Origin of the sequence: Corynebacterium sp. c24Ua_83 (assembly GCF_039907245.1) — a bacterium.
Lineage (GTDB): Bacteria > Actinomycetota > Actinomycetes > Mycobacteriales > Mycobacteriaceae > Corynebacterium.
The window spans coordinates 154,704-173,455 of sequence record NZ_JASBOI010000002.1; the positions used below are offsets into that span (position 1 = coordinate 154,704).

The following is an 18,752-nucleotide window of genomic DNA, read 5'->3' on the forward strand; positions in this document are numbered from 1 at the left end:
GTCATAGTTCCCGGCGTTGCCAGCGACAGGGTTCTACACCCGGCAGCGGGCCGATCAAAATCACCCGCACGGGGAACGACCCTGCTGGTGGTTTCGATTTTGATGAAAGCGAGGAGACATAGCCCCTCGCCAACTCCCCGTAGCTGGCGAACAGTAGCTCCTGGCGGTGGCGCTCGTTGGTGAGTTTGCGTGCCGCACCGAAAGCCTTATCGACTTCCTGGTCCAAGTTGTTGTGAGCCTTGAGCAGAATTGGGTCCATCGATAACGGGTTGTAGTGCTCCGCGAGTGACCGCCGGGGGTGCCGCTCGCGTGCCCGCAGCACCAACTGTCCAGCGTCGATGATTCGCTGCTGCGCCTTCTCATCTAGTTCACACAGAGCTGGTCCGCAGTTGTAGCTCCCGATGTACTCCGAAAAACGGAAAAAATAAATAGCGGGGATACATCAACCTTCCACTTTCCATTCTTCCGGCTCAGAGTATTGAGGGGTCTGGGACCGGGTCCGTAAACCCTTTATGTTTTCCGCGCACAGCGGTTTTTAGCGACGCGCCCTATAGGTTTTCCGCAGAACCTATATGTGTTTCTGTGCACCCCATATGTTGTCTGTTTTAGCGGTATTTCGTTGTTAATTCCGCACGCGCGCATCAAATGGTTAGTTATCGCCGACACTCCGTGGAGTTCAAGTTCAACGTAACCTAAGGCGCGCTAGTGTTAGTCGTATAACAACACGTGCTGCCATTTACCTTCGCATCTCGCTCGATACCCTGCTGTGGGGGTTACTCGTAGCGAAGCGAGCTGAGCATCCCGGTTTCCATGTGATAGGCGTTATGGCAGTGAAATGCCCACTCACCGGGGTTGTCAGCGATCAGGTCGGCGATCATGGTTTCACCGTGGCGGAGAAGGACGGTGTCCTTGCGTAGTCCGCCGCTGCCGGGCAGCGCCCACGTGTGGCCGTGGATGTGCATGGGGTGGGGCATCATGGTCCTGTTGCGCATGACCATCCGCAGGCGCTGGCCCTCCTGCACGGTCGCGGAGGAGGATTGGCCGTCGGTGAGAATGCTCCATTCATACGGCATCATCTGCCCGCCCAGGTCGATGCTGACTTCTCGGTCTGGTGTGTCCTCGGGTAGGAGTGCACGGTCTGCTGGCTTCAGGGAGGACAGGAGCAGTCCGGTGGACGACAACTCGGGGAAGTCGACATCGGGGTGGGGGGCCTGGCCGCCGGCGGTGCGGATGACGGCGAAGGCGCGGTCGTCCTTACCCACCGCCAAAGCCGTGAGCGGGAAGATGCCGTCGCCGAGGATGACCTCGACGTCGACACGCTCGCCCATCGACAGGTAGATCGATTCGGTCTCCCGGGGCTGGACGGGGAAGCCGTCGGTGTGGGTGACGGTCATGCGGTGACCACCGAGGGCCACCTTGAAGATGGTGTCACCGCCGGAGTTGATAAACCGCAGGCGGGCCTTGTCGCCCGGGCGAGCCTCGAAGGTCCGGTGAGCACGGGGGATACGTCCGTTGATGAGGTAGTGCGGATACATCACATCGCCGACATCCCCGCCCAGTACCCGGTCCGGGGTGCCGTGCATCATCTGGCCGTGACCTCCCATTCCCATACCCCCGTTATGGTCGCCCGAACCCATTCCGGTGAGCTTGTCGAGCTCATCGTCGGGAGTGCCCTGAATGCCATCGACCCAGTCGTCGAGCACGATGGTCCACTCAACGTCCTGGTCTTCAGCGTCTTGCGGGTCACGGATGATCAGTGGGGCGTGGAGGCCGCGATCAAGCTGCAGGCCGGTGTGGGAATGGTAGAAGTAGGTGCCACCGTGGGGGACTTCAAAAACATAGGAGAAAGACGCGCCAGGTTCAATGGGGTCCTGGGTCATGCCGGGCACACCGTCGGCTGCGTTGTGGAGTGCGATGCCATGCCAGTGGATGGAGGTGCTCTCAGGCAGTTCATTGGTGATATCGACCTGGAGGACGTCGCCGGCGGTGGCCTCAATGGCCGCATCCCCGGTGTCAGAGACGTATCCCCACGTCTTGGCTTCGATACCGCCGATATCCAGAGAGAGGGGCCGGGCGGTCAGTGTCCTGCGCACCGTCGGCTCACCGAGCGCAGTGGGGGTGGGGCGAAGGGAGGGACCTGGTGCCGAGGCAGCGGGTCCAGGGGCGCTGGTGCAGGCGGCCACGGCCCCGGTGCCGGCGAGGACGAGCCCGCCGAGCAGAAACTGTCGTCGGGAAAACGCGTTCGTCATGATTTAACCTTTCTTGGTGCAAGATTTCAGTGACACGGGAGACAGGCGCAGGTGAGGATCCTGCTGAGCCATCACGTCAGGCGCAGGTCTGTGACACAGGTGGCACCGTCGTCGGTGGTGGAAAACTCCGTGGTGCCGGTACGCCCCTGGTAGCTGACCTCAATCAGGCCGGTGACATCATCGGGAAGCCAGAAGCCGACAAACCCGTTGTCGAAGGTGGTTGTCGCCTCGTCCACCAGCACCTCACCGGTCGCCTCATCGGTGATCGTGACCTGGATATCCTCATTGTCGAGTTCCCCCTGGCAGGTCGTGAGGCTGTGGTAGAAGCAGTCGTGGGTGGAGGTGAGATAGGGTGCGATCGAGACATACGTCTGATTGTCGGGAAGATCAACCACGACTTCCTGGTCATCGCTCGAGAGCAGCAGTTCATCGTTACGCACTGAGGCGATCAGATCCGTGGGACGCTCAGTGACCTTCTGCCGGTCGAGGTGATCAATAATCTCCACCGCGTCCATGCCGGCCAGGCCATGGGTAGTCAGGAATGTGTCCTGGGACACCGTCTCATCGGCGGTGGGTTCCGGGTCGGCGGCCGAACACCCCGTGAGGGCGAGGGCAAGGGCGGCGGCTGCGATCGCTGCTCGTTTCACGTCAATCTCCTTGGATCGTGGCTGGGCCATGAGAAGACACCGCCTCAAGGTCGATGCCATACCTTTATCTAGCACGGGTGCCTAACGGACTAGAATTCAAAAACCCTGCTCACAGTCTTATAACAGGGCGAAAAGGGGGGTGAATTCGGTGGGCTGGGTCACCACCGGAACACCACCCCACAGCCGTGGGCGATGTCCTTCTACCCGCCCCGGGTATGCGGTGCAAGCAGTGAAATCCCTGGTGGCGCCTGCTGAACCGACCAGGGGAGGCGATGCCGCCGGCCCGGGGCGGGGCACAGGGGTGACGGCGGTCGAAGGGTGATGTTTGAAGATTTGATGAAGATTCCCCGGCGGGCACTGAGCGAGGATGGTATTCCCCCTTGGCCGGAGCGATACTGGGGTCTATGGCTGACCACACACCGACCACCGCCACGCCCCCGGGGCGGGTGCTGGTCGTCGATGATGAACAACCCCTGGCTCAGATGGTGGCCTCCTACCTCATCCGGGCCGGCTTCGATACCCGCCAGGCGCACACCGGCACCCAGGCCGTGGACGAGTCCCGTCGCTTTTCCCCCGATGTCGTGGTGCTGGATCTGGGGCTGCCCCAACTCGACGGCCTGGAGGTGTGCCGACGCATCCGCACCTTCTCGGACTGCTACATCCTCATGCTCACCGCGCGTGGCAGCGAGGACGACAAGATCAGCGGTTTGACCCTGGGGGCGGATGACTACATCACCAAACCTTTTAGCATCCGGGAACTGGTGACCCGGGTGCATGCGGTGCTGCGCCGTCCACGCACCAGCACCACCCCACCGCAGGTGACCACCCCCTTGATCGTTGGTGACCTCATCCTTGACCCCGTCGCCCATCAGGTGCGGGTGGGGGAGACGACCGTGGAGCTCACCGGCACGGAGTTCGAGCTGCTGGTTGCCCTGGCCCTGCGCCCCGGCCAGGTGCTGACCCGCCACGACCTGGTCACCGAGGTCTGGGACACCACCTGGGTCGGTGATGAACGCATCGTCGATGTCCACATCGGCAACTTGCGTCGCAAGCTCGGCACCGACACCCGGGGCCGGGGGTTTATCGACACCGTGCGTGGCGTGGGCTACCGGGTGGGGCAGCCATGAATCACGGACCCGGCCTGACCTTCCGCTTCCTGGCCGCCCAGGTGTTGGTCGTGGTGATTAGCCTGCTGGTGGCCGCGGCCGTGGCCACGATGGTGGGCCCGCCCCTGTTCCACGATCATATGTTGATGACCGGCCGGGAGGACCCTTCGCTGGAGCTGTTCCATGCCGAGCAGGCCTACCGGGGCGCCAACCTGATCACCCTGGCCGTCGCCCTACCCACCGCCTTGATCAGTGCCCTGCTGGCCAGCCTGTGGTTATCGCGTCGTCTGCGCACCCCCCCTGCAGGATCTCACCCGCGCCGCTACCAGCCTAACGGCCGGCAACTCCCGTATCCGCGTGCCCGCCGGAAAAGCAGGCCCCGAGGTCACCACCCTGGCGCATGCCTTCAACACCATGGCCGACCGGCTGGAACACACCGAACAGGTCCGCCGCCAGATGCTCTCTGATCTGGCCCACGAAATGGGCACCCCCTTATCGGTGCTCACGGTCTACCTCGATGGTCTCCAGGACGGGGTCGTGGACTGGAATAATGCCACCCACACGATCATGGCTGACCAACTCACCCGCCTGACCCGGTTGATGGAAGACATCGACGATGTCTCCCGGGGCCAGGAACACCGGATCGATTTGGACCTGGCGGAGGAAGGGCTCGGGGATCTGCTCCATACCGCCGCTGCTGCCGCGGGGGAAGCTTATGCTGACAAAGGCGTCGATTTACAGGTCGAGACCATTACAGAAACCGCCCGGGTGCTCGTGGACCGGCAACGCTTCGGCCAGGTGATGAGCAATCTCCTGTCGAACGCGCTACGGCACACCCCGGCCGGCGGGCAGGTCCGGATCAGCGTCCACCGACAGGGGGCGTCCACCGCGCTCATCCACGTCGCCGATGACGGCGAGGGCATCCCACCTGACCAGCTCGGACACATCTTCGAACGCTTCTACCGGGGAGATGCCGCCCGCAGCCGGGACGCCGCCGGGTCCGGTATCGGTCTGACCATCTCCAAGGCATTGATCGAGGCCCACGACGGCACTCTCACAGCCACCTCCCCCGGACCCGGTTGCGGAGCGGTGTTTGCCCTCCGCCTCCCGCTGTCCCCTCCCGACAGTGAGGAGGCTGCTCGGTGACCACACCCTGCCCCGCGTGAGGGCCGTGCCCTCCACCCCTTGAGAATATACCCCCAGGGGGTATGCTGAAAATATACCCCCAGGGGGTATACGCTAGATAGCGGCATCGCCGAACCCTACCGAACCGAAGGAGCTTTCCTATGATCACCTCCCCGCCCCGCCTCTTGCCGATGGACTCCCACGGCTGCAGCTGTTGCGGACCTGCCTCACGTGCCGACACCGCCTCCATCCCTGCCGCCAGCGACTCGTCAGCAGGAGGATCCTCCCCGAGCTACCAGGTCACCGGCCTGACCTGCGGGCACTGCGTGAAAAGCGTGACCCAGGCCCTTCAGGCCCTCCCCCAGGTCGACGACGTCCAGATTGATCTCGCTGCTGGTGGTGTTTCTACCGTCAGGGTCACCGGTGTCGTACCTCCGGAGATGGTTCGCCGGGCCATCGAAGAGGCCGGCTACACCGTCTTATCCTGATCAGTTTTACCCATCATCTCGACCCCGACCGGGTTGAGCGAAAGGAACGTCATGAGCACTCCCTACCATTCCGGTGACCACCATGGTGATCACCCCGCTCCGGAAACAGACCACACCCACCACACGCATCATGCCAGCCACGAACACCACGCAGATGCCGACACCCACGGCCAGGCGATGCCCCACGATCACCCGCACTCCGCCATGGACGACGACCACCACGTTCATAGTCACGGCGAACACGCCGGACACAGCACCGCAATGTTTCGGGAACGCTTCTGGTGGTCGCTGATTCTGTCCATTCCCGTCGTTATTTTCAGCCCCATGGTCGCCCAGCTGCTCGGCTACCATCTCCCGGCATTCCCCGGATCCACCTGGATCCCCCCGGTGCTGGGCACGATCATCTTCGTCTACGGCGGAACGCCTTTCCTCAAGGGCGGATGGAACGAACTGAAATCCCGCCAACCCGGGATGATGCTCCTGATCGCCATGGCCATCACCGTGGCGTTTGTCGCCTCCTGGGTCACCACTCTGGGGCTGGGCGGTTTTGACCTGGACTTCTGGTGGGAGCTGGCTCTGCTGGTGACCATCATGCTGCTGGGCCATTGGCTGGAGATGCGCGCTCTCGGGGCCGCGTCCTCCGCGCTTGACGCGCTGGCTGCCCTGCTGCCGGATGAGGCCGAGAAAGTCATCGACGGGACCACCCGCACCGTGGCCATCTCCGAGCTGGCCGTCGACGACGTCGTGCTGGTGAGGGCCGGTGCCCGAGTGCCGGCCGACGGAACCATCCTCGACGGAGCCGCCGAATTCGATGAGGCGATGATCACCGGCGAATCCCGTCCCGTCTTCCGCGACACCGGTGACAAGGTGGTCGCCGGTACTGTGGCCACCGACAACACCGTCCGCATCCGGGTGGAGGCTACCGGCGGGGACACCGCCCTGGCCGGGATCCAACGCTTGGTTGCCGACGCCCAGGAGTCCTCCTCCCGGGCCCAGGCCCTGGCGGATCGGGCGGCGGCGTTATTGTTCTGGTTCGCGCTGATCTCCGCTCTGATCACCGCGGTGGTGTGGATCATCATCGGCAGCCCGGACGATGCCGTGGCGCGCACGGTCACGGTACTGGTCATCGCCTGCCCGCACGCCCTGGGCCTGGCGATTCCGCTGGTCATTGCGATCTCCACCGAGCGGGCCGCGAAATCCGGGGTGCTCATCAAGGACCGGATGGCGCTCGAGCGGATGCGCACCATCGACGTGATGCTCTTCGACAAAACCGGCACCCTGACCGAGGGAGCGCACGCGGTCACCGGTGTCGCGGCAGCTGGCGGCGTCACCGAGGACGAGCTGCTGGCCCTGGCCGCCGCCGCGGAGGCCGACAGCGAGCACCCCGTGGCCCGCGCCATCGTGGCGGCCGCGGCCGCCCATCCCGAGGCCTCCCGTCGGCAAATCCGTGCAACTGGTTTCAGCGCCGCCTCCGGCCGGGGGGTCCGGGCCACTGTCGATGGCGCTGAGATCCTCGTGGGCGGGCCGAACATGCTGCGCGAGTTCAACCTCACCACCCCGGCCGAGCTCACCGACACCACCAGCGCCTGGACCGGGCGTGGGGCCGGTGTGCTCCATATTGTCCGCGACGGTCAGATCATCGGTGCGGTGGCCGTCGAGGACAAGGTCCGCCCCGAATCCCACGCCGCCGTGAAAGCCCTGCAGGACCGCGGGGTGAAAGTCGCGATGATCACCGGTGACGCGCAGCAGGTGGCCCAGGCGGTTGGCCAGGACCTGGGGATCGATGAGGTCTTCGCCGAGGTCCTGCCCCAGGACAAGGACACCAAGGTCACCCAGTTACAGGAGCGTGGCCTGAGCGTGGCCATGGTCGGCGACGGTGTCAACGACGCCCCCGCTCTGACCCGCGCGGAGGTCGGTATCGCCATCGGTGCCGGCACGGATGTGGCCATGGAATCTGCCGGGGTGGTCCTAGCCAGTGATGACCCGCGGGCAGTGCTGTCGATGATTGAGCTGTCCCAGGCCAGCTACCGCAAGATGATCCAGAACCTGGTCTGGGCCTCTGGCTACAACATCCTTGCCGTGCCGCTGGCCGCCGGAGTGCTCGCCTCGATCGGGTTCGTGCTGTCCCCGGCCGTGGGCGCGATCTTGATGTCTGCCTCGACCATCGTGGTGGCCCTGAACGCCCAGCTGTTGCGCCGGATTGATCTGGACCCGGCCCACCTGGCTCCCACCAGTCCGAAGGAGTAACACACCACGCCTACTCCGAAATCCACCGCCGTCCACTGATCCATCACTTCTCTCCACTGACCCCATATGACCCTGAAAGGGCTCCACCATAAAGCGCACCCTTGTTCTTTCCGCTCTCGCCGTAGCCTCCACCCTGGCGCTGGCCGCCAGCGGTGAGGCCACCGACTCAGGCAACACCGACGCCACCACCTCGGCACCAGCACTGTGACGACTACCGCTGAGACGACCGAGACCACCAGGGCGGCGACTGAGGAGGACGGGGAGATCTCCGCCGATCACAACGACGCGGACATCATGTTTGCCCAGATGATGATCCCCCATCACAAGCAGGCCGTGGAAATGAGTGAGATGCTCCTGGCCAAGGAGGGCATCCCCGCCCAGGTCGTGGAGTTTGCCCAGGGGGTTATTGACGCCCAGGGACCGGAGATTGACCGGATGAACGCCATGCTCGAGGCCTGGGGCCAGCAGCCGGTCACCGACTCTGGGGCATGGGGACCATGGATGAGATAGGTGGAATGGATCACGGCGAGATGGGTGGCATGAGCTGGATGATGAGCCAGGAGGACATGACAGCCCTTGAGGAAGCCCAGGGCACCGGCGCCGCCCGCCTTTACCTGGAGCAGATGCCCTCCACGAAGGTGCGGTCGACATGGACCGTGACGAGGTGGCTGACGGCCAGAATCCCCATGCAACCACCCTGGCCGAACAAATTATCAACGACCAGGAGGCCGAGATCGCCCAGATGCAGCAAATGCTCACTGACCTATGACAGGTCCCCGTCTTTTTCTGATCCCGAGGACAGGAATCTGAAAAAGAGGGATAACCGTGACGATTGCCACCTGCTGCGGGCGATGGGTCGTTGTCACCGCAGCGGGTGCACCGGGGTGGATGTTTCTACTCCCTCTGGTCGCACCACTGAGGAAAGGGGAAAGCCCCTGTGTCCAGACCCTTGGAGGACTACGCATTATTGTCCGATACTCACACGGCCGCCCTGGTCTGCCGGCAGGGCAGCATTAATGTTGGGGGTGTCCTCCGAGTAGTGGACACGGCGTTGGTGTCAGTTAGGCAACGAGGCCTACGGTAGCAGCCGTCGTCGCGGTCTCGAAGGTTGTACTGCGATCCTAGCTATCGCTTTTTACTTCTTGTATCTACTCAATCTCTAGCAGCTTCTACTGTATGTCCATAGGGTAAAGTGTATTTAGCAACGACACGTCGTGGAGTTCAAGTTTAACGTGTAGCGTTATTGACGCTTCGCGTTATGGGGGATAGGGTGAAGCATGATCCAGTCGTTCGCCAACAAGGACACTGAGCGTTTGTGGAATCGAGAGCGTGTGCCCTCGATTGATCCCCGCATTCACTCAGTGGCGCTGCGTAAACTGCGCCAGCTTGGCTACGCACAGAGCCTTCAAGAGTTGCGGATTCCTCCGGGAAACCGTCTCGAGGCATTGAAAGACGATCGTCAGGGTCAGCACAGTATTCGAATCAACAACCAGTGGCGGATCTGTTTTCGGTGGTCCGCCGCAGGGCCAGAGGAGGTTGAGATCGTTGACTACCACTGACAAGCTCCCTCCGGTTCACCCCGGCGAGATCCTCATGGAGGATTTTCTCAAGGAGATGGGGATTACGCAGCACAAGCTTGCTGTTTCTATCGGCGTTCCCCCTCGTCGGATCAATGAGATCGTTCATGGAAAGCGCGCTGTTACCGCGGACACGGCCCTTCGTTTGGCGAAGTTTTTCGGGATGAGCCCCCAGTTCTGGCTCGGGTTACAGACCCAGTACGACTTGGATGTGGCCGAGGATAAAATCCTCACCGAGATTGAGCAGATTCAGCCGGTTCAAGCTGCCTCGGCATAGAACTGCGATCGCCACGGACAAGGTCGATCCGCCCAGGCGCGACTGTGCTGAGCTTAGGAGAACTCTGTTCTAGAATTCCGTTGCAATACCTGTCAGAAGCTATTCACTGGGAGATGGGCATGCTCGGAATGGTCGACTACCTGACGGGCATCGTCGACGACGAACAGGCCGCCCTCCAATTGGATATGTGACTACCACAAGCGAAGGAGCCCCCAATGCGCGACATCGAAAGCCTCATCGCCGTCGACGGTCTGGCCTGGCCCCACCTTCAGAAGGCGTTAGCTGAATCTGAGGCTATTGCGCTGTCCGTCGCCCCAGAGCAAGGGCAGCGTTCGCTGTGGGAGTTGCAGGTCACTGCCGCGTCGATGATGGGAGCCGTCGCGCTGCACACCGGCGGTATCGTCGCGGAGCACGGCTGGGTTCGTCTGTACGGCGGCGGTAGTGAGAGCCTGCCTAGCATCGCTAAAACAAACGGGCTGGGAGGCTCCGTTTCGGCACCGCCCGGTGCGCTCATCGTCGGACATGACGTCCTCGGTGGCCTATTCGCCATTGACGGCGGCGCGCTGGGTGTCTCGCCCGGCGAAGTCTGCTACTTCGGGCCGGACACCCTCACATGGGACGGGCTCGGTGGAGGCTACTCGGCGTTCCTTATGGCTGCGCTGGGCGGCGGGCTGGGGGTGGTTTTCGAGGGGCTGCGCTGGCCTGGTTGGCAAGACGAGGTGGCGCCGTTGGCGTTGTCACAGGGCATTTCCCTCTACCCTCCGCCGTCCACCGTCGAGGGCAGAGACGTGAGCAAGGTGTCGAGGTCGGTTGTCAATATCCGGGAGTTGCTGGGCACTAAGTGACGCGAGGGGGGCGAAGGGCGTAGGGTCAACTCCCTTGGTCAGGGTGAAGCAAAACTTAAAACTAGCCTGCTACCAATGAGCGAGTGTGATGTTGTAGCCTACTCGCCCATCTCCAGCAGTTCGCCGTTCAGCAAGAATCAGGAATTCTGCGCTGGATTCAATGGCTGAGGCTACATCCTTGTAGACCGAGTTACGTGCAGTTAGACGGAATACCTTTCGCCCTTCTGCTGAGGAAGCAAGAATGTGGGGCTTCGCGGATGATCCCTTGGGGACAGGGAGAAACTCCAATCTTGCATTTTCGAAGGCCCAACTACTTCTTCCAGTGAGCTGTTCGAAGTCCTGCTCGTCCCATTCGTTAAATTGAATCCTTTGTGCACTCTTGGGAACTTTGCTGTTTACCTCATAGTTCTCAATTAACTAGTAGTGCTTCGGCTGGTTGGAAGGTGAAGAGTTAGAGCGCGGATGTTGCCATAATCAGGTAATTGGCGGCCGACCGTTGCGGTAGCCAAAAGCCGAATTCCTTTGTCGTAAGCGAGCCGAACGTCGTTCCGATAGTCGAAAACCACGCCGACTGGCCGACCTTTGTGGAGCAGGCAAACCGCCGCGTCTTTATGGGTATCCACCGCCGACCCTGACTTTTTACTCAACAGAGTTGCTTCGCCAGGGAAGAATTCAACCTGAATGGTGTCGCCGCGTTTGGCGGTGGAGAAAGGTGAGCCATCGTAAACATAGAGCGTGCGGTCGTACCCGCCAGGTAACTCCAAAATCTTAGTTTGTGGTTTGGCGGGCCATGGTTTCAGGAAGTTACCATTTTTGCGTGCAGGTTCGCGTTTCTGCAGCTTCGGCTTGGCTTGTTGCAAGCCGAGCAATTTAGATAGGAATCCCATTTTTCACCTCGGAGTAACCAGCAGCTTTCCAGGTACATGATCTCATGAACCCTGGATGCATCTGCCGAAAACTTGATGGGAATATAGCGGCACACCCCTTAGTCGAGGATCTCCGGCTTGTAGTCCGAGTTTTCGACCGTCACCGCCGTCGGGGGAGCGGATGGGTCCGTAGCGAAGGTCATGTTGTCCCGGTGCGCGATGGCGCGGATATTACGCCCGACCATAGAGTCCCAGTTCATTTCATTCGGCATACTGCTGCTGCCAACGATGGCCCATTCGGGAGTCTGGGTGCCAATGCCTGCCCCCAACTTCGCCGTCACGGGCTTTTTCGGATCGAGCTTGATCGCGTAGTAGACCACGCTATCGTCCACGATGTCCGCCACTCGTGCGAAGTCCTCCGGTGGGGTCATGTCGCTGAAGCGCACCTTCATCAGCTTGCCCTCTAGAGCCGTTTCATTCGGGGCGAGCTCGACCTTGTCGGGCTTCGGAGTGCTGGGTGCTGTGGGGTTGGGGCGCTTTTGGGCCTTGTTATCTGTGTTATCTGCGGCCTCATCATCTTGCCCTTCTTCCGAAGTGTCTCCTTGTCCTTCGGCGGCGGAAGTTTCGCCGGACTCCTTAGAAGACTGAGCCGCGCTCTGCTCAGGCGGAGTCTCGTCATCCGAACAGGCTGCAAGCGAGAGGGCCGTCAATGCGGCAACGGAGAGTGCAACAAGGCGATTTCGCATGACCTAAAGCCTACAACGCCGCCCGGTCTTGCCCAGGCAGAACAGCAGAATCAGGCAGGTGGTTCGACGGGCTATCCCGCCACGATGGCGCGCGCCATGCGGTGCAGTGTTGCCGTTGCCTGTTTGAGGTCTTCGGGGGTTTTTGCCATTTCTGACGCCCTCACCACCGCCGCATTCAGCAATCCGATGTCGATGGAGGAAACACCGGGGCAGAAGCTATCCACGATTTCCTTGAAGCCGGCGTGTGATTTCTGCACCTTTTCCTCGGCGAACGCTTCCGGGAAGTGCTGGGCGGCGGCCATTAGGGGGCCGTGGGAGCCGTGAACGAAGAGATCGAGCATCGCGTCGACGTAAGCGCAGATGCGTTCTTCGGGCTCTGGCGGAGCGGCCTTGACCTTGTCTTCCAGCTGGTCATGCCAAGTTTCGCTGTTGAGCACCAGCAACTGAACCATCAGATCATGTTGGGAGGAGACGTAGCGGTAGACGCTGGGGCGGGCTAGGCCAACCTCGGCCGCCACCTCTGCCAGGGAGGGAACTTTGCCGCCGCCAGCAACGATCAGCCGCTCGGCGGCCTCCAGCACTGCGCGGTGCTGGACCGCGCGGTGCTCGGCTACTGTCGTCTCCGTGATCTTCGGCATGGTTCCTTAGTGTACTACCCGTTTTTTGGCCTGCGTAGAGGCCTATTTGGGTGCCTATTCGGAGGCTGCACTCAGGCGCCCATCGACCATTTCGTAGACCTTGTCGCAGTGGTTCAAGACCTCGTGGTCGTGGGTGACCATCACGCCCGCGAGGTTGAAGTCGTGACATTCGCGAGCCAGAAGCTCCACGATTTCCTGCGAACGCTTGCGGTCCAGAGCCGCGGTGGGCTCGTCGACCAGTAACACCTGTGGGTCGCCGACGAGAGCCCTGGCGATGCCCACACGCTGACGTTCGCCACCCGACAGATTTCCCGGGCGGTGCTTAGCTCGGGGCGTCATACCAACCTTCTCCAACAGCTCCGCACCAGAGTATCGACCGTGCTTACCCATAACGCGCGCGGCGAGCTCCAGTTGTTCCTCGGCGGTGAGGGCGCCCGGCAGACTGCCGGAGGATTGAAAGACGAAGCCGATGTAGTCGCGACGAATGCGGGCTAGTTCCTTGTCGTCGTAGTTGGTGATTTCTTCGTTGCCGATCTTGACGCTGCCAGAGGCCGGGTTGGTCAGCGCTCCAGCGACGGCTAGCAGCGTCGACTTACCGGAACCGGAAGGGCCGACGACGGCGACGAACTCTCCGGGCTCGACGGTCAGGTTCACTTGGTTGAGAGCGGTGATCTGGGAATCGCCGTCGGTGTAGGTCACTGTGACGTCTTTAAGTTCCAGAGCGGGAAGGTGCGGGGCGGGGCTCATCGGTTTTCTCCTAGGGCTGCGAGCGGGTTAGTGCGGGTGACGCGGACGACGGCGATCAGCGCGCCGATCAGGCCAGATACGAAGAGGATCGCGCTGCCGCTGAGGACGGATCCGAGTTCGGTGGCGTAGGGCATCGCCGTGGTTTCCAGGAGGCTCCCGAGGCCGACGGCGATGAGTGCACCGACGATGACGGACGCACCCAGAATGATGACGGCTTGGCCCAGGCTGTCGCGCAGCAGGAAGCCCTTCGTGGCTCCCATCGCGCGCAGTGCGGCGATGTTGCCGGCGCGCTGGATGGTCCACACCAGGAAGAAGGCGCCGGTAACCAGGGCGGCGATGACGTAGAGGAACCATTTGATCATGGAAAGGGTCATCATTTCGGCGGTGTAGCCAGGGGAGGAATCGAAGCTTTCCTTGAGGGTGCGGACGTCCAGGCCGGAGGCGTCGGAGAGCGCTCCAGTGTCTGGTTTGTCCTGTGTGCGGGCGGCGATGACGGAGATTTCCTTGTACGCCTCCGGGCTTACCTTTTCACCCTTACGTGCGCCGGCGTGGATTTCCTGCCAGACGTCGAGGGGCAGGTAGGCAGCATCGACGTGGCCGAAAGTGCGCTGGCCATCGGAGAAGCCAACGACTTTCAACGGGATTTCCAGGCGATCGATCGTGATGGTGTCGCCTTCTTTGATGCCTTCGTCTTGGAGGGTGGAGGACACGACGATCTCGTGCTTGGTTTTGGTCGGGGCGCCGTCGTTAGGAGTGGTGCTTTGTTCTGGCAGGCCCTCTGGTGCGATGAAAGAGCCGGGTTTTACACCGAGGAGGGTGAGGTCGACCGCCTTGCCGTCCTGGTTGTGAGCGTTGGCGATGGTGAGGCCCAGCGGGGCGGCCTCTTCAACGCCGTCGATGTTGGAGAACTTGTCGGCCTCTGCAATGTCGATGACGGAGCGCGTGAAGGCGGAATCGGTCTGGGTGCCATCGGCGAAAGCGATGACGTCACTATCCATTGCCTTCAAGCCGGAAACGCCGTCGTTGACCAGACCGGCTGTCAGGCCGGAGATGATGACGACCAGCAAGGACATGAGCGCCAACACGACGCTCATGAGAAGGAAGCGGGTGCGCGCAAAAAGCATTTCGCGCAAGGCTAGAAACATGATGAAAATTCCTGGGGTTGGGGTTGGGGAGGTGAGCGGTTGATCAGTCGCTACACAGACTTTAGCAACGATGTGTTGCCAAGATAAAAACAGGGTGTTTCTAACTTGTTATGAAAGACGCCCAGACTTTTCGCGCTATTTTGTAGTTACGTTGTTGCGTCAGGAGGTTGGCTATGACTAGCGTGAGCGCGCGTGAGTTCCATCAGGATGTGAGTTACGCGAAAAGGAAGGCCGGTGAGGGGCCAGTTGTTATTACTGATCGAGGTGAGCCGGCCTTCGTATTGCTTTCCATTGATGACTACAGGAAGATCTCCGGCTCGAATGAAGACTGGGCTTCGCGGTTGCAAATGGAAGAGGACATTGACCTCGAGGACGAAAGGATGGACTTCGAGCCGCGAGGATGCTCAATTTGAACCCCTGGGAGCTCTAGTCCACTAGCGCTAAACCGCCAGCCCACGGTTGCGCCGCCATTGGCGGTACACCAGCGCAGTCACGGTTCCCGCGTACAGCATGCCCGTCACCATCAGAACCGCGTGCAGGCCCACCTGGACATACATCCAGCCGCCCAGCAGTGCCCCGCAGGCAAGCGCCATCCACAGAGCGAAATAGCGGAGCCAATCCAAGTGCGGGCCACCGAAGAGTGCGGCCACGAACCGCTGAGACATCTTCACCAGCGTGCCCGTCATGTACGTCAGGGAAATGCTTACCTCGCCGTCGCGTTCGAACGTGGAATTCATAGCGCCCACGGTGAAGGACAGGCTGTACACCGCCAACTGTTCGTGCCCGGTTAAGACCAGTACGGAGGCAATTGTTGAGGTGGTGCAGATAAACAGAAGAATCGCCTCGCGCGTGCGCGTCGGGGGCAAAAAGCGCCGCCCTAGTTGGCTGATTAGCGCTCCGATTCCCACGCCGATGAGGAACAACGCCATGACCCCGCCAGCCGTCATCGCAACGTCCCATTTCCCCGCATTGACCGCCGCAGTCAGGCGCGTGGTGTTACCCGACATAAACGACAGGAAGTACCCTCCCAGATACAAAAAGCCCAGCGTATCTACGAATCCTGCGATAGAGGATAGGTAGATAGCCAGTGCGTGTTCTCCGGTGCGGTAGCCTTTCATGGCGCAATCGTAGCAACCCTAGCTAGTCATCCCAGCTGGGATTGGTGATTCCCTCCTGCTTCGCACGGTGCTCTACTAGCGAAAGCAGGTAATCCTGTGCGCCCTGGTAAGCCTCGGCAAAACGCTCGTCGTCCACGTACATCCGCGCCAGAATCAGCTGCCGCGAGGTCGTAACCTCGTACCACTGGTTAATCGTTGCGCGGTGCCGCTCCACGAGTTCTTGTGCTTTTTCGCTATCGGGGGTGACGCCACCATCTCGGGCAGCGACCAAATCCGCCACGAAGCGGTCGTGGTTGGCCTTAACCTCCTGGAAGTCGCCGTCACTCATAGAGGCCAGCTTTTCCTGGGACTGCTGGTATTCAGGGGTGTCGCCCCAACGCTCGCGAGCTTCCTCCTGGTAGGCGGGCATCTGCTCGCCGAAGTACTGCTTGATCTTGTCCATTTGTTCCATGGTGTATCCCTCCACTCGGGTTGTTGTTATCAAATCCTCGACCGCACGCAATTGGCTCTCCACCTCGTCGCGCTTGCGCGCCAAGGCTTCCCGATGGGCGCGGAGGGCACGGTCAAGGGCAGCGTCGGAAGGCGCTTCAATCAGGTCGGGAATCTCCGCCAGCTTGAAACCCATGTCCCGGTACAGCACAATGGCCGCGCCGACGCGCAGATCTTCCTCGGTATAGAGGCGGTAGTCGCCCAGTGTGCGCCACTGTGGGCTGAGTAGCCCAATGGAATCCCAATGGCGCAGGGCTTTGGGCGTCACACCCAAAAAATCTGCAGCATCACCAATCGTGTATTCGGTCATGGGCTACATCCTTTCGGTTGCCGCAACGGCAAGGTCAAGCGAAGTGGTCAAGCGGTGGAGAGGGAAGACGCGAAGTTGTTATGAATTCATCTTCAGGAAACCTTGCGCTTACCTGCGGCCGATAGCTTGTGGAAGTTCAATTCTCGCAGGAAAAGGAACTCAATTACCTTGTCTAGTAATTCATCTAAAAAATCGCAGCAGCTGGAAGGCCAGAATGCGCCCAAGCAGTTCAATGTGAACCGCCGTAACTTCCTGGCGGGAACCGGAGCGTTGGGCGTCACCGCTGCACTTGCGCCAGCAGCGCAGGCACAGGCGTGGAACTCGTCAGCAGGCTCGCTGGCCGGATCCAGCTTCGGCCCGGGGCGCGGAAACGGCGGTGGCGACAACAACGGCGGCGCGGACATGCCGCTGAAGTTCAACGGCGACGGCAAGTTCAAGATCGTCCAGTTCAATGACACTCAAGACGATCACCTTACTGATCGCCGCACGATCGAGTTCATGGGCAAGGTGTTGGACCAGGAGAAGCCGGACTTCGCGCTGATCAACGGTGACGTGATCTCCTCTGGCCCCAAGACCACCGAACAGGCATTCCAAGCCGTCAACAACGTGGTGCTGCCGATGGAATCCCGCCAGATCCCATGGGCCATCACATTCGGCAACCATGACGAAGACTCCATGGAGGACGGCACTCAAGCCGACGAGATCGCGCTGCTGAACTTCGTGCGCAAGTACAAGTACAACCTCAACGTCGCCGACGACCCGATTCACGGCGAATCCAACGTATCCCTGTTGGTTCAGGGCAACGCCAACCCGGATCCGGCATTCGCCATCTGGCTGCTGGATTCCGGTAACTACATCGGCGAGGAGCTGGCGGGTCAGGAGACCAAGGAGATCCCCGGCTACGACTACATCCACAGCGACCAAATCCAGTGGTACCGCGATACCTCCCGGGGCTACGAAGAGCGCTACGGCAAGAAGATTCCAGGCCTGATGTACTTCCACATCCCGACCTACGAGCACCGCGATATGTGGTTCGGCGGGCCATACAATAACGACCTCATCAAGCATGGCGAGGCCAAGAAGCGCCACGGCATCGAGGGCGTGAAGAACGAGGATGTCTACGTCGGCGCCTTCAACCCCGGCATCTACTCCGCCGTTCGCGAGCGCGGCGACGTCCTGGGTATCTACTGCGGCCACGACCACATCAACACCTTCAACGGCAACTACTTCGGGGTAGAACTGGGCTACTGCCCGGGAACCGGTTTCGGCCCCTATGGGTTGAAGGACGGCACCTGGTCCATGCACACCCTGCGCGGCGCTCGCGTGTTCGAGCTGGACGAGGCTGACGAGCGAGTCTACAAGTCCACCCGCCTGGTATTCGCCAAGGAGCTGGGGCTGGACATGAACCCGAAGAAGCAGCCGTTGGAAAGGCCTGCTGACCTTCCGGAGTACGTGTCCTTCAAGTAACGCGCCGCCGGGTTCTGCGTCGCCGAGTTGTGCGCCGCCAAGCGATGCGCCGGCGCTCCCGGTGCAGCCAGCTAGGATAGGGGGCAATGTCCGTCAATTCCCCTGAGAACATCCTGCTGAACCTGCCCGACGAGCAAGCCACCACCGTCCGCGGCATCTTCGACGAGCTCGCGGCCCGCGGGTTTCCGCGACAGCGGCAGACTCCGCACATCACGGTCACGTTCTCTCCGAATATGGCCCCGCACGTCGTGGAGCGCGCCCGCGAGATCCTGCCATCCGCCGTGCCCTCGGAGCTTAGCCGCCGGGGCGTGGTCGTCTTCGGCACAGGAAAGAAACAGACGGTGGCGTGGCTGCTCGAAGCCACGGATGAGCTGGAGAACGCCGCCCGCGAGCTCAGTGCGCTCAACCCGGACGGTCGCGGCCCGCGCTGGGTTCCGCACCTCACGGTCGGATTAAGGTTGCCGCGGGATGTTGTTCCTTCCTTTATTGACGCCCTGTCTCAGATCACACCGCGAGAGTTTAAGTCCATCACCGCAGTTGAGGCGGCATATTGGAGGCCAAGCGTGGGGGAGCGTGTGGTGCTTGCCTGATGTCTGATTGAGGGTCGGGTGCGTAGGGGCGTCCCAAAGAAAGCACGAAAGAAAGAACACAGAAAAGTGGCCCCT

At 61.3% G+C, this 18,752-nt stretch carries 19 protein-coding genes and 2 pseudogenes; 11 read left to right on the plus strand and 10 right to left on the minus strand.

Annotated features, from left to right (window positions below; translation table 11 throughout):
• Position 1: 1 nt before the first annotated feature.
• The 3 genes from QKE30_RS02320 to QKE30_RS02330 form a co-directional block, all read right to left on the minus strand.
• A complete protein-coding gene (locus QKE30_RS02320; protein WP_309136521.1) occupies positions 2-439 on the minus strand; it encodes a type IIL restriction-modification enzyme MmeI in 438 nt (145 codons plus the stop codon).
• 334 nt (positions 440-773) lie between these two features.
• Positions 774-2,249 (minus strand): multicopper oxidase family protein, encoded by a 1,476-nt coding sequence (locus QKE30_RS02325; protein ID WP_347933996.1) that lies wholly within the window; start codon positions 2,247-2,249, stop codon positions 774-776.
• 71 nt (positions 2,250-2,320) lie between these two features.
• Entirely contained in the window at positions 2,321-2,896 is a 576-nt protein-coding gene (locus QKE30_RS02330; RefSeq protein ID WP_347934074.1) for a CueP family metal-binding protein, read from the minus strand.
• A 404-nt stretch (positions 2,897-3,300) separates the two neighbouring features.
• On the opposite strand from QKE30_RS02330, the gene QKE30_RS02335 reads away from it, so the two are divergent.
• The 8 genes and pseudogenes from QKE30_RS02335 to QKE30_RS02370 all read left to right on the plus strand — a co-directional run bounded on the left by QKE30_RS02335 (position 3,301) and on the right by QKE30_RS02370 (position 10,561).
• Positions 3,301-4,023: a response regulator transcription factor gene (locus QKE30_RS02335; RefSeq protein ID WP_141747080.1), complete on the plus strand. Its 723-nt coding sequence runs from the start codon at positions 3,301-3,303 to the stop codon at positions 4,021-4,023.
• Positions 4,020-5,148 (plus strand): annotated as a pseudogene (locus tag QKE30_RS02340) (HAMP domain-containing sensor histidine kinase). Before QKE30_RS02335 ends, QKE30_RS02340 begins: the two are co-directional and overlap by 4 nt.
• A gap of 140 nt (positions 5,149-5,288) precedes the next feature.
• Positions 5,289-5,615, plus strand: a complete 327-nt coding sequence (locus QKE30_RS02345; protein ID WP_035005531.1) for a heavy-metal-associated domain-containing protein — start codon at positions 5,289-5,291, stop codon at positions 5,613-5,615.
• 51 nt (positions 5,616-5,666) lie between these two features.
• The gene (locus tag QKE30_RS02350) at positions 5,667-7,862 is read left to right on the plus strand and encodes a copper-translocating P-type ATPase (protein ID WP_347933997.1); all 2,196 of its coding nucleotides are present in this window, start codon (positions 5,667-5,669) and stop codon (positions 7,860-7,862) included.
• An 88-nt stretch (positions 7,863-7,950) separates the two neighbouring features.
• A pseudogene (locus QKE30_RS02355) lies at positions 7,951-8,631 on the plus strand (DUF305 domain-containing protein).
• Positions 8,632-9,139: 508 nt separating this feature from the next.
• Positions 9,140-9,421, plus strand: a complete 282-nt coding sequence (locus QKE30_RS02360; protein WP_034973762.1) for a type II toxin-antitoxin system RelE/ParE family toxin — start codon at positions 9,140-9,142, stop codon at positions 9,419-9,421.
• A gap of 34 nt (positions 9,422-9,455) precedes the next feature.
• Positions 9,456-9,716: a HigA family addiction module antitoxin gene (locus QKE30_RS02365; protein WP_051873987.1), complete on the plus strand. Its 261-nt coding sequence runs from the start codon at positions 9,456-9,458 to the stop codon at positions 9,714-9,716.
• Positions 9,717-9,931: 215 nt separating this feature from the next.
• Positions 9,932-10,561: a DUF2625 family protein gene (locus QKE30_RS02370; RefSeq protein WP_035005631.1), complete on the plus strand. Its 630-nt coding sequence runs from the start codon at positions 9,932-9,934 to the stop codon at positions 10,559-10,561.
• Between the two features lie 413 nt (positions 10,562-10,974).
• On the opposite strand, the gene QKE30_RS02375 is transcribed toward QKE30_RS02370, so the two are convergent.
• The 5 genes from QKE30_RS02375 to QKE30_RS02395 form a co-directional block, all read right to left on the minus strand.
• On the minus strand, positions 10,975-11,421 hold the full coding sequence (locus QKE30_RS02375) for a hypothetical protein (protein ID WP_347933998.1): 447 nt from the start codon (positions 11,419-11,421) through the stop codon (positions 10,975-10,977).
• Positions 11,422-11,546: 125 nt separating this feature from the next.
• Entirely contained in the window at positions 11,547-12,173 is a 627-nt protein-coding gene (locus tag QKE30_RS02380; RefSeq protein WP_347933999.1) for a hypothetical protein, read from the minus strand.
• Between the two features lie 71 nt (positions 12,174-12,244).
• Positions 12,245-12,811 (minus strand): TetR/AcrR family transcriptional regulator, encoded by a 567-nt coding sequence (locus tag QKE30_RS02385; protein WP_347934000.1) that lies wholly within the window; start codon positions 12,809-12,811, stop codon positions 12,245-12,247.
• A gap of 54 nt (positions 12,812-12,865) precedes the next feature.
• Entirely contained in the window at positions 12,866-13,558 is a 693-nt protein-coding gene (locus QKE30_RS02390; protein WP_347934002.1) for an ABC transporter ATP-binding protein, read from the minus strand.
• On the minus strand, positions 13,555-14,703 hold the full coding sequence (locus tag QKE30_RS02395) for an ABC transporter permease (protein WP_034979303.1): 1,149 nt from the start codon (positions 14,701-14,703) through the stop codon (positions 13,555-13,557). The genes QKE30_RS02390 and QKE30_RS02395 overlap by 4 nt, the downstream gene beginning before the upstream one ends.
• A 173-nt stretch (positions 14,704-14,876) precedes the next feature.
• Between QKE30_RS02395 and QKE30_RS02400 the strand changes: the two genes are divergently transcribed.
• Positions 14,877-15,116 (plus strand): type II toxin-antitoxin system Phd/YefM family antitoxin, encoded by a 240-nt coding sequence (locus tag QKE30_RS02400; protein WP_005293177.1) that lies wholly within the window; start codon positions 14,877-14,879, stop codon positions 15,114-15,116.
• A gap of 27 nt (positions 15,117-15,143) precedes the next feature.
• On the opposite strand, the gene QKE30_RS02405 is transcribed toward QKE30_RS02400, so the two are convergent.
• Together QKE30_RS02405 and QKE30_RS02410 are read right to left on the minus strand one after the other, a co-directional pair.
• The gene (locus QKE30_RS02405) at positions 15,144-15,821 is read right to left on the minus strand and encodes a YoaK family protein (protein ID WP_347934004.1); all 678 of its coding nucleotides are present in this window, start codon (positions 15,819-15,821) and stop codon (positions 15,144-15,146) included.
• A gap of 22 nt (positions 15,822-15,843) precedes the next feature.
• On the minus strand, positions 15,844-16,620 hold the full coding sequence (locus tag QKE30_RS02410; protein ID WP_347934005.1) for a MerR family transcriptional regulator: 777 nt from the start codon (positions 16,618-16,620) through the stop codon (positions 15,844-15,846).
• Between the two features lie 168 nt (positions 16,621-16,788).
• On the opposite strand from QKE30_RS02410, the gene QKE30_RS02415 reads away from it, so the two are divergent.
• On the plus strand, positions 16,789-18,087 hold the full coding sequence (locus QKE30_RS02415; protein ID WP_347934006.1) for a metallophosphoesterase family protein: 1,299 nt from the start codon (positions 16,789-16,791) through the stop codon (positions 18,085-18,087).
• A gap of 86 nt (positions 18,088-18,173) precedes the next feature.
• Positions 18,174-18,677 (plus strand): 2'-5' RNA ligase family protein, encoded by a 504-nt coding sequence (locus tag QKE30_RS02420; protein ID WP_035012367.1) that lies wholly within the window; start codon positions 18,174-18,176, stop codon positions 18,675-18,677.
• Positions 18,678-18,752 lie beyond the last annotated feature (75 nt).